A 15,436-nucleotide genomic window follows, 5' to 3' on the forward strand; every position below is an offset into this window, starting at 1 on the left:
TTTGTGAATTTTTTCTCTTTTTACATAGCAAAGAACGATGAACGTCATACTAAAACGAACAGGCAACGATGTCGCTGAACCTTGCTAAACCTGATATTGAATGCAGCCAACAGTTAGCAGGCCTAATCATAGAAAAATGAACAGTGTTTTGAAGGGAGCATTAAAGAATGGCAATTGATACGGTGCTATGGAGCAGGCTGGTGACAGGCTTGACTCTCGGGTTCCACGTTATTTTTGCGACGATTGGCGTCGGTATACCGCTAATGATCGCTATAGCAGAGTTTATCGGGATTCGGAAGAAGGACCCCCATTATACACTTATGGCAAAGCGGTGGTCTCGAGGATTTGTCATTTCTGTGGCGGTTGGTGTCGTGACCGGTACAGCGATTTCACTACAGCTGGCCCTGGTATGGCCGAATTTTATGAAACTGGCTGGGAATGTCATTGCACTTCCGTTATTCATGGAGGTGTTCGCATTCTTTTTTGAAGCTATCTTCTTGGGCATTTATTTGTATACGTGGGATCGCTTCAAAAATCCGTATATCCATTGGCTGCTGACGATTCCGATTGTCGCCGGGGCAGGCATGTCTGCCGTTTTTATTACGACGGTGAACGGATTCATGAACCAGCCTGAGGGCTTTGTCATGGAAGCAGGCCAATTCACAGCGATTAACCCGGTGCAAGCGATGCTGAATACGGCGACGTTCTCCAAAGTGTTCCATGTATTAAGCTCGGCCTATTTGACTGGAGCTGCCTTGTTAGCCGGGATTGCAGCCTTCGCGATGCTGAGAAAAGGTGTGTCCGCATACCACAAAAAATCTTTAAATCTAATGATGGCAGTCGTTTTACTATTCGGTTTGCTGAACACGTTAGCCGGTGATGTGTCCGCCAAGTTTTTGGCCGAGCATCAGCCAGAGAAGCTTGCAGCGGCAGAGTGGCATTTTGAGACGAGCAGCAGTGTGGATTTGGTGCTATTGGGATGGCTGAATGCAGAGCATGAAGTTCTAGGGGCTCTTCATCTGCCGAAGCTGCTCAGCTTCCTGGCCTTTGGAGACTTTAATGCAGAGGTGACGGGGCTCGAGGAATTCCCCAAGGAAGAATGGCCACCGCTTCTCGTTCATTATCTGTTTGATTTAATGGTCGGAATTGGATTTACTCTGCTCGCGATTTCGTTTCTATATTTTCTGTTTGTGTTCTGGAAAAAGCGTAATGAGCTTAACAAATGGATGCTTCGCATCATCGCACTGAGCGCCCCTCTCGCTTTTCTGGCTGTTGAGCTGGGATGGTTTTATGCAGAGGTTGGCCGACAGCCGTGGATTATCCGTGGATATATGCGTGTTGAGGAGGCGGCCACGTCTTCACCGAATGTAAGAATTATATTCTTCGCCTTATTGCTCTTGTACATCGTACTCGGCAGTATGTGTGTAATCGTGCTAAGACGCTTGTTCAACAATAATCCGGCAGAAGCTGAGATGGAGAAATGGATGAAGGATCATCCTAATCAATCTGCGGAAAAGGGGGGCACTGAATGATGAGTTACGAATTGATTGGCATCTCGGTGCTCTGGCTGTTTTTGTACGGCTATTTAATTATAGCTTCCATTGATTTCGGAGCGGGCTTCTTCGCCTTTTATGCACGTTTAACGAAGCAGGATCATCTCATTAATCGTCTGATTTCCCGATATTTATCACCCGTATGGGAGATTACAAATGTATTTTTTATCTTTTTCTATATTGGCATCGTCGGATTTTTTCCGGACACAGCCTATTATTATGGCTCCGCGTTACTTGTTCCGGGAAGCATTGCAGTGATTCTTCTTGCGATTCGCGGTTCATTCTATGCTTTTGAAAATTACGGTTCCAAGAAAAACATAGTATATCTTTTTTTGTACGGAGCTACAGGTTTGCTTATTCCAGCATCGTTGTCAGTGGCGCTAACTTTGTCTGAAGGCGGCTTTATCGTGAAGCAGGGGGAGACGGTTTCTCTGGATTACTGGGCGCTGTTTACCAATCCGTTATCGTGGAGTATCGTTGGACTGGCAATCGTGTCCGTTTTGTTCATTAGCGGCTCATTTCTGACATTTTACGCTTCTCGGGCGGAGGATCATTCCGCGTTGAAGCTGATGCGCAACTACGCCCTGTTTTGGAGCACACCGACGATAATCCTCGCACTGACAGCATTTATCTATTTGGGTCAACACAATGAGCGCCATTTTCAAAATATGATGGATTTATGGTGGTTGCTGGCACTTTCCGTTGCTTTCTTTATGATCGCGATGTGGCTGTTATATAACGGACGCCGTTACGGATTAGCTTTTATATGCGTCATGTTGCAGTTTTTCTGTGCCTTTTTCGCTTATGGGATTGGGCAATACCCTTATATTCTTGATCCGTATATCACGATTCAGAGCAGTGCAACTTCACCGGCAATGGGTTTAGCGTTAGTAATTGTGTTTATCGGCGGTCTATGCCTGTTGATCCCATCCCTTATTCTGGTCTTCAAACTCTTCCTGTTTGATGCGGATTATGTAAAAGGGAAAAAATAAAGCTGTTTAATCCATTACGGCATGTTTGAGGTTTCCCTACAAGCCTATAGATAAAGGAGGTGTGATCTGTGAAGAGGAAATCCAGTCTGATTTCTCAACAAATGTCTTCACAAAGGAAAAACAGGGCTCTCCTCGCAATCATTTCGCTCGCGCTCGGTATAGCTATTGTGAGTCAGGCTGGACTGCTTGCTGAAGCAGTCCAACGGATTTTTGTCGAGAAAGCTTCATTTTCATCGGTTATCCTGTTGCTCGGCATACTTCTAACTGTTATGGCTGTACGCACACTGTTGTCTTATGGAAACGGTATAGTTGGCTTACATATGGCTGCCACTGCTAAGACAAATATGCGCGCTGCCGTGCTGCAAAACTTGACTCATGCCTCCATGCCTTCAACCCTTCGTGGACAGACGGGAGGAAAGGTCAGTATTGCTCTGGATGCTGTGGATGAGGCCGATAGTTATTTCAGTCAATACATGCCGCGTATGATGGAAGCTGCTATCATCCCGGTTCTGATTTTGGTCGTTACATTTATCCAACATGCCAACACAGGTTTCATTCTATTGTTTACTGCTCCGTTCATCCCGCTGTTCATGATTTTGGTAGGGCTGAAAACGAAGAACAAGTCCGAAGAAAAATACGCGCAACTGGCTGAGTTTTCAGGGACGTTTCTAGACTCTCTTCAAGGACTGGTGACATTGAAAATATTTGGACGGGCTCACCGTCAGCAACAGGAGATTGAGCGTAGTAGCTTGGGTTATCGTGATGCCACAATGGGCATTTTGAAGATTGCGTTTACGAATACCTTCATGCTGGAATCGATCGTGATGCTAAGCATTGGCATTGTCGCTCTTGAACTGGCCATCCAGTTGCTCGTTTTCAAAGCTATGACGTTCCACACCGCCTTTCTCGTTTTGCTGCTCGTTCCCGAGTTTTACAACCTGTTAAAGAATACGGGAACGGCCTTTCACAGCGGCCGGACAAGTATGGGTGCGGTTCGTAAGGTAGAACAGATGCTTGAGGAAACGGCAGGGGGGAGCAGGGACGCTAATGGCATTGAAGGAGCATTAACAACCGATGGAATCGACGAGATCGACAGCATGGATAAGGTCGGTGATAGGACCGACAGAATAAGCAAATTGGAACTCACCCATTCTGGAGACCTTTTAATACCGCCGTCCATCGTAATTGACCAACTCCGGTTTCAGTATGCTCCAGATTCTTTCGAGCTTAAGACGGGGCGGATCCAGCTTAGTCCAGGAGAACACATTGCCATTGTTGGCAAAAGCGGTTCCGGCAAAACGACTTTGCTACATCTCATTGCCGGTCTGCTGAAACCAGAATCGGGAACGCTTCTGGTGAATGGAAGTCCACTCTCGCAATACGATGAAACCGAATGGTTCGAACATGTTAGCTACATTACACAGCATCCGTATATTTTTGCAGGCACATTTTCTGAAAATATTGCGATTGGTGCTCGTAGGAGCATCTCCAGAGCAGAAATTGAGCGGTCGGGGGAAGAAGCAGGACTCGCTGCGCTTACAGCCCAATTAGAGCATGGATTTGATACCTTTGTTGGTGAAGGAGGCCGGGGACTGTCTGGTGGGGAAAAGCAACGGCTTGCCTTAGCACGCGCTTTTTTGAAGCGTCCTGCTATCATTTTGTTTGATGAACCCACAGTTGGACTTGATTTGCACACCGAGCGGGTACTGCAACGCTCCATAGCCAAACTGGCAAAAACGGCTACAATGATTACGGTAGCTCACCGATTATATACGATTCAACAAGCCGACAAGATTTTGTTTATGGACAATGGAGTGTTGGTGGACTCGGGACGACATGACGAGCTTCTGGAGCGCCTGCCTCAGTATGCCGAGATGATTGATGTAGAGCGGAAAGGGGGGATATCCTCATGAATGAACTGGCTGTTCTGTCAAAGGCGATGATTCAGGAGCGCAAGGATATCATTCTTTCGATTTTGGGTGGATTTATCGCCGGCATAGCCGGTGTGGCACTCTTTTCTGCGAGCGGATATCTGATTTCGCAAACGGTATTTGCGCCACCGCTTTATACTTTAATTGTACTCACCTCCATGGTCAAACTGCTGGGACTGCTTCGGGCGGCGAGTCGTTATGGAGAACGCTTGTATTCTCACCGGGCGACATTCTCCATACTTAGCCGTTTACGTACATCCTTTTTTGCCAAGCTTATTCCTTTAACGCCTGGTATATTGAACAAAAATCGAAGCGGGGATCTGCTTGCGCGGATCGTTGGGGATGTGGAAAGTTTGCAAAATTATTTTTTGCGAGTCGCTTATCCTCCGATCATGGTCGTCATGGTGTTTTTGGCTACGGTGCTGTTTACTTCTACCTTTTCGATCTGGATTGCCGTTTTGTTTGTAATAGGTATGCTGGTAACGGCATTCGTTGTACCGGGAATTGTGTTACTCGGGCAGCGGAGAATACATGGACGCGTTCGTGAGCAGAGGGCGCAGCTGTCCACGGAAGTTACCGAAGTGTTGTACGGTTTCCGGGATTTAAAAGTATATGGTCAATTGGCACAGCGGGAGGAACATCTCCAGCATGCTTCCACTGTATTGGCAGCTGAGCAGCAACGAGCAGCCGGGCAACTGCTGCGCGGGCAATCGATGCACACTTTTGTTACGTTTTTCGTTTCCTGGGGAGTGCTTACGCTTGGCGCCTATTTAATTATGGAAGGAGCGCTTGCAGGCGTATTTCTTGCCATGCTGGTTATGGCATCACAAACCGTATTTGAAGAAGCGGCGGCTATGGCCACATTACCCGCGTATAAAGAGGATAGCGAACACGCAGCCAAACGACTGACGGAAACAGTTCAGACCTTTGATGAGCAGTCTTCGCAGCCAAGTGGCACATTGTCTGTTGATCATGCCGTTACGATGGAGCTATCCGATGTTACGTTTCAATATGAAGGGGAGTGGAGACCGGCGCTCAGGGATGTATCCCTGCACATTTTACCTGGTTCCAAAACGGCGATTGTCGGGCCGAGTGGATCAGGAAAATCAACGATTATCGAATTGCTGCTCAAGCTGCGAACACCAACGGCCGGTGATATACGATTAAACGGCATTTCGGTGAAGGAACTGGATGAAACGAGCATTTGGCAAACGGCTACTGTAGTGTTTCAGCAAAGTCATTTCTTCCGGGGAACGATCCGGGACAACCTGCTGCTGAACGGAGAAGAACATGCAGACGAACAATTGTTGGATGTGCTAGCAAAAATGCAGCTGCCCGATACATCGTTGACCGATATGGTGTATGAAAAAGGGGAGAATCTGTCAGACGGCGAGAAGCAGAGGTTGGCTCTGGCGCGAGCGATGCTCCGCAAAGGACGGGTATGGCTTCTGGACGAACCCACTTCATCGCTGGATTATGTGACAGAGCATCAAGTTTTGAAGCATCTCTACGCACAGGCGGCTAATGATACGCTTCTCCTGATTTGTCATCGGCTAACCGGATTGGAAGAGATGGACCAGATTGTGGTCATGGACCAAGGCAGGGTAGTCGAAACAGGGTCCTATTCGGAGTTGATGGGGCAAAAAGGCTATTTTTATGAGATGAAACAAATCGAACAGCAAATGATCGGAGAAGTTGGAGTGTAAAAAAAGCAAGAGCTCCTCTGAGCATTCGATCAATCTTACCAAGCAACAGGCTAAAGAATAACTTCCGGTGTAATATCGGGAGCAGTTCTTTAGCCTGTTTTGCGATTCTCGCCTAGACTATAATCCACGTTTGTCTTAAACGATGAGCAGTTCTTCAAAAACTGGTAATAAAAATCGCTTCAGAGAAAAACGCTAAACCGGCTCAAATTGTATTAGCACACGTAAATTGGAACGTCTGGAAGAAGCAATATATAAAATTAAACAGTAAAATATCCATTATATCCATTAATGATGGCATGTTGAACGATGGGGAGGTTTAATCTCGGAGAAGCCCTCAATTTACGTGACACTAAAAAGTTGATCTATTTTGCAGATCAACTTTTTAGTTTACTATGTTAAGGGAGAAGAGACATCTTGTAGGGAGATTATTTTCAATGATTATTGCTTATAAATTTGTTCTCCAAGACAGGATACCCGCGTTCATGCTCCTGCACGCCTTCATTGCAGATTCTGGGGTATGAAGTTCCTCACCCCAAGTAACATAATATCGGAATTCATAGAATCCTCCCAGTGTCGCCTTAAAGTTTGTCTCCCAATAATTATTCATGGGCCATGAGTACAGGTGGGCTGGATCATGGGCAAGCTCCGGATGGCCGCTCAGAAGACGATCCTCATAGTCTAATGAACCGATTTGAATCAGCGGCGTGTCCGGCATGGCAATCGCAATCCCTCGTCCTTCACTGATATACGCCACACCCTCATCAACACAGTAGAAATCGGCAAGGGAACCCGGGAGTTGGTCGATACGCGGTCGTACTGACGCACCGGTTTTTTCAATCCATAGTTCTTGCTGCGGTGAAGAGGGAGCACTTCCGAACGGAAGAGAAATGTATAGATTTTCTGGGTCCCATACACTTTCCTTATGCATGCGTACGGCAACATCAATTCGCGCACGATCACTGTATAAGGTGACAAGTAAGGAATAATGACTGCAGCCATTGACGCTGTATGTCAGACGAACTTTAGCGTATAGTGCGCCTTTTTCAACAATATCAACATTAACCAGTGTTCCCACAGAAGTAATTGCATCAGGGCCTCTACGATTGCGTCCCATCTTGCGCCGAACATCATACATACCAAATTCGTTAGCTGCCCGAGTCACATTATAAACAGGAGAAAATGCATGGTGATTCCGATCTGCACGAAGCAGGTTCTGATTCACGGTCTTGTCGATCCATTTCGTGATGCCAGCACCGATCTCCCATTCAAGTCTTACGTATTGCGATTCCATATATTTCGGCGTAACGTGAAGCTTCGGTGCGACTGGCGGGATGATATCCAACATACGATCCGAGCCTACATAATCTGTTCGATACGCAGTTACAGGTTTGTGATTGATAAGAGACTTGATCGTCAATTGTACCTGCTGCTTTGGCTGAAGCGTTACCGGAATGGTAAGGATGACACCGCGGTGCCCTGTAACCATTTGCACCTCATATTCAGTGCCCGTCGATTCATCCATGACTTCAAAACCGTTCTTCAATTCCGATATATTCCAGCCTTCCATAATGAGTTCAGCATAATCAGTTTGCGCAAAATCATTAGGATTATATAACTTAAATTTCATTGGACAATTAGGACGAAGCAAAGCGTCACCGCGAGCCTCAAGGATGTCGTATAAAGCGGTATGAGCGAGTGAGCTGGCATTGGCCGCATAGGCTTCTTTCCTGCAGCCAAGCTCTTGAACGAACGGATTCCAAGGTTCGGTGACCGAGGAATGATAACCCCATGTATGCTCAGCGAATAGCGCTAGCTCATATTCCATTGCTTCAAGACGTTCTTTGGGGACGATCTCGCATGCGGGATCTAAAAGCTTCACCTTTGTATAGACACGTTGTGCTTCACGGAAAATCTGTACATGCATCGGCGTCGTCGCCGAGCCATCTGTCCACCAATCTGGCCAGTCCCCACGGAAGGTCTCGATTTCCTCGGGATGCTCCTCTGCATAAGCTCTCAAATCTGCAAAGAAATCGTCCAAGGTCGCCGGTTGAATCCGGATGCGTTCGCCATGCTTCTCATTCCATGGATTCACAAAATCCATCAACGCTGCGTTCGGCGAGCCGTTGTCGGTAGGAAGTCCGGACACCATCACCGGTACGAACGGGAACGTGTAACCATCAGCAACCAATTGCTGTAAATAACGATCAAAACGTGCTTCGGCCACTTCAAAGGATACACCGTTTCGGACATCATGATCATCGCGAATCGTATAAGATCCGCCAATGCCTGGGGTCAATCCAAGATCATTGCCGAACATGTAATGCTCACCGCTCCAGGTGAGAATACGATCTCCTTTCGGCGTTTCCCACCAAAACGGAATCTGCTTCTTCCACAGTGGAAACATGGAATGATGCGTATGAATACATGTAATCAAATTCTCGATACCTGCATCCGCCAGCACTTGACTGTATCCCCAACCAAAGCCTGTAATGTCTGCCGTCATCGCAGAACGTACCGGGAATTGAATCGATTGTCCATAATCTGTTATCCGCTTAATCATGATAGAGAGTATCTCTTGATTTAATTGCTCACCGAAATTGAGATAGGTGCCGGAGAGACCGATATAACCTTTCTTCACCGCATGAGCGAGTTCTTCTTTTTCTATGTCTGTGGCTTTCAATAGGAAGGATTCAACAGGCCAATAGGTTTCACATACCCACTTATAGCCTTTTAAGTCAGGTCTGGCGCCGCTCTCAATATCACGTACAATTTGCAGAGCCTGCCGAATATAATTGACATGATATTGACGAATTTTTTCTTGACGCTCGGTATAGCCGACATCGGTATGGGAATGTTGAATGACGTAAATTGTCCAAGGTTTGTGCTGATTCATCGTAGAGCTCCTTTCGGAATTACAGGATTATCGAATCGAGATATAAACGAAGGGAAATTATATATGTGATTGAAAATACAGCTTGAAGCGGAACAAAGCATCTTCTTCATACCATGCTTGGAAGTTCGTTCCCCATACATTGTTATGCAAATTCACATGCATACCTCCGGTAAGCGGAGCAAAAGTATGATCAAACTGAAGCAAGCGTGGCTTCCCAGGACAGATAAGTGCAGCATCCAACGTATCGATTTGCACTTTTCCATCTGCTGCTGCATAGTACATCCCTTGCTGAACCGCATGCATGTTGCGATTTCCACCTTGAACGACATCCAAAGGTGAGATGAGTTGTCCGATTTTGTCCAGCTTCCATTGATTTGGATTGTTCACGATCGGATTAAAGCTCATCCAAGAAGCTTCAGGAAGGCGATAGGCATCTTTGTCAAACCACTGCAGCTTGCATTCCACTGTATGCGTATGTTTTTTAAAGACATACTCAAGCGTTAATTCCCGTGGAGCGCCCATACGCTCACATGCCGCTCTCGGCATACGTAGGTTTGCAAGCACGACATCTTGCTCTTCACAAAAGACAGCCTGCAAAGACTGAAGCCTTGGTGTCATAACTTCATGTGCTATCCACTCGTGGGTTAAGTCCATCCCTGGTTTCCCAAAATCTCCGGTTGCCCACACATGCGTATGTCTCCATCTGAGATGATATTCACGATACCATCGGTCATAATCGGCCTGCGAATAAGTTTCGTAGGAGAATAAACCAATTTGATTTTTTGGACCGGCCCATGCCCGACCGCGAGCATCTTTCAGTCCGACAATTGCGCCACTATCCTCAAACACAACCTCAAAATCTCCTAATACATAAGGCTGGTCACTTGATAAGATAGTTGCATCCGTTAGAGTGCTACGAGATGGTTTCAACGCGAGCAGGGCAACTTCGGCTTTCTCTTGTCGTTCAGGTTGAAGTGCTTGGATTGCTTGTTTCAAGTATTCACGCTGTTCCTGCCAAGACTTCTCTATAAGACTAAAGGAACGTGCATTCAGCTTGGCATCGGCTTCCTCACCAAACATTTCAATCATTTCAGCGCGGGAGTTCATTTCGTAGAACCGATATTCCAGCGGGTTTAAGTTGATATCGACCTTATCGCGTTTGCGTGCTTCTTGGAAGTCATCTTTACCATAGTGGATATAATCTGCAAGATATCTTTTGATATCTACACCCCACGTATGCTCAGGAATCATAATTAACTCATCACAGAAATTGCGATATTCTTCATCGCTGTCTGTTAACGCCCCTTCTTCCAGCCACTTACTCTTCAAGCGTAGCAATTCTCGGTAACATGCTAATTTGTAAGGGTCGGTGGAAGAACCGTGAATCCAGCTATCGCCGATTTCTTCTTCTACGACAGTTAAGGTATTACGAATAGCCCATACCTTTTCGGCATACTGGTCTAATGTGGAAGCTTGTATCACTGCCTGCGGATAAGCTTCTCGCAGCTTGGCGAACTCAGCTTCAATCTGCTGCACCGTAGAAGGGCCATGATTATCATGGGTATGCGCGAAGTAAAGGATATCGTTCAAACTTTCGATGTCAAAGGTTGTGCCGTAATCTTTGCTGTAGTGGACAACAATTTCAGATCCGTCCGTATTTCGCCATAAGAACATTTCAGGAACGTGAGGAACATAGCTGGAAGGGTTAACGCCTAAGTGCAAATACTTTAGACCAGCCTTTGCCATATGCGTGATTAACGAGCGTGTATGACCGGGAACGTCCGTCATTTTGGCTGCGATCGTACGCTTGCCAAATCGCTCATCAAGTCGCGTCGCCATTTGAATGCCATAGTCAAGCAATTCGCGATCATATAACTCGGTATATGTGGTGAAAGGGAGACCATGCCATCTTAAATAATCCTTTGCAATCGCTTCTTCGACTTGTTGTCTTACTTCGTTGGAACCGTGCTTTAATAGATGATGGATTAACCATGAGCCCGTTGTCCAGATAAAGGAACCTTTCTCCGGGTTCCCGGCAAAATATTTCGCTGTTTGAATCGCACTTGGAAAAAATTGCCCCATATATCGGTCCGTCACATTTTTCGCGAAATCCGTGTAGCCAATATCCAAGTGTGTTTTGAATATAACGTGAATGTGTGTTGCGCTCTGATTCAAGTTCATCGCTCCTTCCTCATAATCACGATTTCAGTGTATAGCAATTTATCTCATTTGACTTTTCGATTTATATTGAATAGGATCAGAAACAAATCAAGCAGAGGTGGAGTATAGATTGTGGCGAATCATATCAAAAATGAACGGTGGGTATATGTCATAGAGGGAGAGAATGGCAACTCGGCTCGAGTAAAGGATTTATTGTTAATGGGGTATGACCATTTTAGTAAAGCGATGCCTTTAACGAATCATGTGCATGAGGATGCATACGAATTCGTCTATGTTGATCAGGGGGCTGTCGACTGGGAGATCGGAGACGAAACATACCATACGAATGCCCAGCAAGTTATACATACAAGTCCGGGGGAGCGGCACCGTGCCAAATTTGATTATATTGGTCCATCCACCATTTGGTGGATGATTATTCGCGACCCAGCCCGAAACAAGGAATGGTTCGGGCTTCAAGAGGAGGAGCGTCAGATCTTCGTTAATTGGATGCAGAACTGTCCACGCATTCAATTGGTCAGCAAGGACGTTGTCGTCTATTTCAAACAATTGAAGCAGCTTCTACAGAACCAGAGTACGGTACTGCTGGAATTTCAACTTCGGCATTATGTCATGGAAATTTTGCTGCATCTATTTCATCATTCGCAGCTTGTTGTGCATTCCCCAAACATGCATACCTACACGCAGCAGCTGAAGGACAGACTTCAGCAGAATCCATCTGCTCGTTATTCAATTGAACAGCTTGCAAAGGAGTTCGGGTTGAGTGAGTCGCATTTCTATCGTGTGTTCCGAGAGACGAATGGACAATCGCCTATAGTGTATATGGAACGAGTTCGTATAGATTGTGCAAGCCAGATGCTGAAGGAATCGAAGATGTCCATCACGGATATTGCCATGGAACTTGGATTTAAGACAAGTCAGCATTTTGCTACAGTATTTAAAAAAATGATAGGGGTGACACCGAAGGCCTGGAGAAAGCAGAATATGCAGCGATGAATTTGGTATTGAAATTTTGAAAACACTCGTCATATAACGGAGTGGTCATATGAACTTAAAGATTGATCGGCAGGACTTGATGAACAGGTTTATTCTCGAACGCCGGCCCGGACAGTGCTTCTCAACTAGCGCATTGGATGTACTTAAATCTTTCAAGTCAAATAAAGCGCTTAAAGCTTTCGGCAATTTGTTGATGTTTCTACGGACGCGATTCTGAGATACAGCATCGCTTACGCTACAGCTCATTAATAGTATGGAAGTTTCTCTAGATTCGTTGCATGTAATAGTGTATAAATATTGGATAAACTTATAACAATTTGGGTATTCAAACAACTCAAACAAAATAAGAAAGGAAAACTTCTATTATTAAGATAAATCTATTATGGGAGGTTTTATTATGAAGAAAAAATTGATGATTTCCTTATTTGCCTCAGCTTTACTTGTGCTTCCAGTAATACCGGTGCATAGCTTTGCAGCGGATACATCCAAACCTACGATCATAAATAACGGCCAAATTAACAACGGTCGAGTTCTCATTCCGTTACGAGCTGTTTCAGAAAATTTAGGCGCAAGTGTGGAATGGTTTCAAACGGAGAAAGAAGTAAAGATTAAAAATGGAGACACGACCCTCTGGCTTGCTGCAAATTTCAAACGCGCAATTATTGAATCACCACCGACTACAGATAACCCGGATATTCCGCACCGGGAATATATTGATATAGATACTGCCACGCAGGTCATTAAAGGAACAACCTATGTTCCGCTACGCTTTGTCGGTCAATCGCTAGGTGCAAATGTCTTATGGAACCAACAGTCTAAGCAGGCGACCATAACATTGGGGGGTAAGGAACTCGTAGTCAACATGGAGCAACAATCTATTCAAATCTCTGATAAGCAGAAAATTATGGATCCACGGTTAAAACAACTCTCCGATAAATTAAATCAAGCAGCTGATATCTCTTCAATTAAAAATATTAGTTCCTACTTCAAACCGTACTTTACCGATAAATTAATTAAGTCTATCGTTCAAAATAAAGGCTTGAATACAGCTAGTACCTATGAATCGCCTGCCTCGTCGCCAGTATACATTAACAAGACTTTAGCCACGCTTGCGCAATCGGTTATATTGGCAAATGGTCTAACAGGAGAAGATCAATATGCCGAGGATCGTACGATCACTCTCGTATTTACGAATGGTGTATGGAAGGTCGATAGCGTCAGCAAGGGGTTGAGGGTACTAATCTCAGGGTTCTCAGATTTTCAACCTCAATAATTATTCATAGGCTCCTGATATTTGAGTAAGAAAAACAAAGAAAGCCCTCACAAGAAGGGCTTTTTTGTTATGTTTATTAATATTAAAGTTTGAAAATCAATATGTGCCAGGGGAGATGCTAAAAAACGAGGGGTTAATAAAGAAGATTTATTCTTGAGATTTTTATTGCAGTCACATTTTAGGTTGAGCTCTTCGTTGTATAGAGTGAAAGGGGGGGAGACAGCTTGAATGATACGGAGTTAAATCAGATCATTGCAGATGTGTTGGATGGGAACACAGAACAATTCGAGAAAATCATGGAGATTTATCAAAAACCGATTTTTCTCTACTGTTATCACATGCTGGGCAATTATGCCGAAGCCGAGGAAAACGCACAGGAGGTATTTTTGAAGACCTTCAGCACCTTGAAAAAATATACCCAATATCAGATGGATTTTGGTGCCTGGGTATACAAGATTGCCTACCATCAATGTATCGACATCATCCGTAAGCGAAAGTTGGTGAAATATTTGCCTTTCTTTTACCAAGATGAGAAAGAAAATAATGAAGTCGATTTGCATATTGAAGCCAACTATTTTGATGAATCCGTACATCAGGCCATGGCAAAATTATCGGCGGAAGAGCGTAATTTGTTAATCTTACGTTGTGTCGAGGATAAAAGCTATCAGGAGATTGGATTGATTCTCGGTAAAAACAGCGCCAGCCTTCGTAAAAGGTACGAACGTACATCTGCAAAATTTCGAAAGTATTACGCTCAAGTGAAGGGAGTGGGAGTGTATGAATATGGACAGGGATTGGGATTTGAAAAAACTGTTTGATGACCCGCGCATTCCCGACGCCGACTTGACAGGAAAAGTAATGAGAATATTACATGCTAAGCCAAAAGAAAAGGAACGGTTTTTTATGAAATATAAAGTTGTTCTGACTGCGTGTCTAGGGATGATGTTAATGGCCTCCACGGGTTATGCGGCAGTTCAATATCATTCTTTGACCAATAAAGATGGCAAAGTCGTATATGAAACTAAATCTACAAAAGATTACGTAAAAACAGAAACGAAAGATGAGGCAGCGCGGTTCAAGGCATTTTTTGAACTGAAGGAAAAGGTGCTTAAGAACGGGGAAGCTGGGCTGTTCTATATGGTTGCCAATAACCCGAATCATCAAACAGATCTTGGAACAAAGTTGACGATCTTCCATGATCCATCTCAATTGCGCGATAAGATTACGGATAAATCCATTAAGATCGCAGACAACATCAATGGAAATTATACATTCCAAAAGGCGGACGTAATCTTTAAAAATGCTCAGGAAGTGAATCCTCCTTCTTCGGAAGAAAAAAAGAAAATGGCAGAAAAGCTGAGAAGGCAGGCGGAAGAATCCAATCAGGGATATGCCATGATGCCGGTTGAAATGACAGATCAGTTTTTCCTTCTCTTTGCTACGTATCAAAATGGCGAAGATAAAATCGGGGTTGATATCACTAATCTGAGTGGAAAGAGCGATCCTACAATGTATATTGACGAGAAGGTTGAATTTAAGCAGGAGAAGGTTCAAGTGAAGGGAGTAGAAATGCTGCATACAGAATTTGCTCCTTCGCAGACGCACGAGCTGAAATGGGTATACGAGAGCCCAGACAAAAAGCTGAAATACGCCTATACTTTACGGGGTGACCTAAATAAAGTAAGCAAAGAAACCCTAATGAAACTTGCCGAAGGCTATTTGGAATAATAAATACAACAACAACGGGAATCTCCTCCCATCCAATTGGGGGGATTCCCCTCTAGTAAACCATAGTCCTTCTTCATTTTTTATCATAATCGTTTCTAAGCACCGATTTTAATTCCGTGGAACAATGCAAAAGAACGGCCGCTGTTCGCATCATTTACGACAGGGCCGTTTTTTGTTTTCATAGGT

Annotated in this window: 10 protein-coding genes; 8 read left to right on the forward strand and 2 right to left on the reverse strand. The window is 44.8% G+C overall.

Going from position 1 to position 15,436, the window contains the following annotated elements:
• Positions 1-167: 167 nt before the first annotated feature.
• The 4 genes from MHB56_RS00190 to cydC all read left to right on the forward strand — a co-directional run bounded on the left by MHB56_RS00190 (position 168) and on the right by cydC (position 6,182).
• Entirely contained in the window at positions 168-1,532 is a 1,365-nt protein-coding gene (locus MHB56_RS00190; protein WP_248548643.1) for a cytochrome ubiquinol oxidase subunit I, read from the forward strand.
• The gene (locus MHB56_RS00195) at positions 1,529-2,545 is read left to right on the forward strand and encodes a cytochrome d ubiquinol oxidase subunit II (protein WP_076126522.1); all 1,017 of its coding nucleotides are present in this window, start codon (positions 1,529-1,531) and stop codon (positions 2,543-2,545) included. Before MHB56_RS00190 ends, MHB56_RS00195 begins: the two co-directional genes overlap by 4 nt.
• A gap of 68 nt (positions 2,546-2,613) precedes the next feature.
• Positions 2,614-4,458 (forward strand): thiol reductant ABC exporter subunit CydD, encoded by a 1,845-nt coding sequence (gene cydD, locus MHB56_RS00200; RefSeq protein ID WP_341143112.1) that lies wholly within the window; start codon positions 2,614-2,616, stop codon positions 4,456-4,458.
• On the forward strand, positions 4,455-6,182 hold the full coding sequence (gene cydC, locus MHB56_RS00205; RefSeq protein ID WP_341143113.1) for a thiol reductant ABC exporter subunit CydC: 1,728 nt from the start codon (positions 4,455-4,457) through the stop codon (positions 6,180-6,182). Before cydD ends, cydC begins: the two co-directional genes overlap by 4 nt.
• Before the next feature lie 445 nt (positions 6,183-6,627).
• Here the strand turns inward: cydC and MHB56_RS00210 are convergent, their stop codons facing one another.
• On the reverse strand, positions 6,628-9,075 hold the full coding sequence (locus tag MHB56_RS00210; RefSeq protein WP_341143114.1) for a glycoside hydrolase family 38 N-terminal domain-containing protein: 2,448 nt from the start codon (positions 9,073-9,075) through the stop codon (positions 6,628-6,630).
• A gap of 57 nt (positions 9,076-9,132) precedes the next feature.
• On the reverse strand, positions 9,133-11,250 hold the full coding sequence (locus MHB56_RS00215) for a DUF5054 domain-containing protein (protein WP_341143115.1): 2,118 nt from the start codon (positions 11,248-11,250) through the stop codon (positions 9,133-9,135).
• Between the two features lie 117 nt (positions 11,251-11,367).
• Between MHB56_RS00215 and MHB56_RS00220 the strand changes: the two genes are divergently transcribed.
• The 4 genes from MHB56_RS00220 (at position 11,368) to MHB56_RS00235 (ending at position 15,250) form a co-directional block, all read left to right on the forward strand.
• Positions 11,368-12,249 carry an AraC family transcriptional regulator gene (locus tag MHB56_RS00220; protein WP_076126531.1) on the forward strand — a complete coding sequence of 294 codons (882 nt, stop codon included), beginning with the start codon at positions 11,368-11,370 and terminating at the stop codon, positions 12,247-12,249.
• Between the two features lie 397 nt (positions 12,250-12,646).
• Positions 12,647-13,522: a stalk domain-containing protein gene (locus MHB56_RS00225; protein ID WP_076126533.1), complete on the forward strand. Its 876-nt coding sequence runs from the start codon at positions 12,647-12,649 to the stop codon at positions 13,520-13,522.
• Positions 13,523-13,746: 224 nt separating this feature from the next.
• Complete coding sequence (locus MHB56_RS00230; protein WP_341143116.1) at positions 13,747-14,340, forward strand: RNA polymerase sigma factor; 594 nt, start codon at positions 13,747-13,749, stop codon at positions 14,338-14,340.
• A complete protein-coding gene (locus tag MHB56_RS00235; protein ID WP_341143117.1) occupies positions 14,300-15,250 on the forward strand; it encodes a hypothetical protein in 951 nt (316 codons plus the stop codon). The genes MHB56_RS00230 and MHB56_RS00235 overlap by 41 nt, the downstream gene beginning before the upstream one ends.
• Positions 15,251-15,436: the final 186 nt, after the last annotated feature.

It is taken from the genome of Paenibacillus sp. FSL H8-0315, from assembly GCF_038005365.1.
In the GTDB taxonomy this organism is placed as follows: domain Bacteria; phylum Bacillota; class Bacilli; order Paenibacillales; family Paenibacillaceae; genus Paenibacillus_AQ; species Paenibacillus_AQ odorifer.

Coding starts and splice junctions, on each gene's coding strand:
- MHB56_RS00195 (WP_076126522.1), top strand. CDS start 1,529: ATGATGAGTTACGAATTGATTGGCATCTCGGTGCTCTGGCTGTTTTTG.
- MHB56_RS00235 (WP_341143117.1), top strand. CDS start 14,300: ATGAATATGGACAGGGATTGGGATTTGAAAAAACTGTTTGATGACCCG.
- MHB56_RS00210 (WP_341143114.1), bottom strand. CDS start 9,075: ATGAATCAGCACAAACCTTGGACAATTTACGTCATTCAACATTCCCAT.
- cydC (WP_341143113.1), top strand. CDS start 4,455: ATGAATGAACTGGCTGTTCTGTCAAAGGCGATGATTCAGGAGCGCAAG.
- MHB56_RS00225 (WP_076126533.1), top strand. CDS start 12,647: ATGAAGAAAAAATTGATGATTTCCTTATTTGCCTCAGCTTTACTTGTG.
- MHB56_RS00190 (WP_248548643.1), top strand. CDS start 168: ATGGCAATTGATACGGTGCTATGGAGCAGGCTGGTGACAGGCTTGACT.